Raw genomic sequence first — 562 nt, 5'->3', positions numbered from 1 at the left:
GCCGGATGGTACAGGGTTGGAGATACTAAATACGCTGCGCTCAAACAATCAAACTTGTGATGTGATTTTGATTACCGCGGCTCGGGATGTCGACACACTACAGCAAGCGATGCGCGGAGGTGTAGTGGATTATCTGTTGAAACCCGTCATGTTCCCACGCTTGGAAGCGGCACTTAAAAAATACATCACTCAGCGCCAACAGCTGGATGTCGCGGAAAGCCTCGATCAAGGTTTGGTTGACCGCATGTTGCAATCAAATACAGGGACGGACAGTTGCCCTAAACGCTTGCCTAAAGGGATAGATAGCGTAACGCTCGATAAAATTCGCGACTTGTTTGTTGGTGAAGCCGCACTAACGGCTGATGAAGCAGGAGAAAAGATTGGCGCTAGCCGAACCACGGCAAGACGTTATTTAGAATATTTGATCAGCTCGGGTGAACTAGAAGCGGATCTAAACTACGGCACGGTTGGGCGTCCGGAACGTTGTTATAAAAAAGTGATACGGTAACAAAGCGCGAACCCAGATCGTATTTTGAGTGTAAAACAGTTAAAGCGGTGATTT

1 protein-coding gene is annotated in these 562 nt (G+C 47.9%); it reads left to right on the top strand.

Features of this window, described 5'->3' with window-relative positions; translation table 11 throughout:
- Positions 1-508, top strand: a 508-nt coding sequence (locus tag R7040_RS28865) for a response regulator (RefSeq protein ID WP_318097951.1), incomplete at its 5' end; no start/stop codon positions are given.
- Positions 509-562: the final 54 nt, after the last annotated feature.

This window comes from Vibrio sp. 1069 (assembly GCF_033340555.1).
Note: the sequence above shows the minus strand (reverse complement) of the source record. Positions and strands in the feature narration are given on the sequence as shown.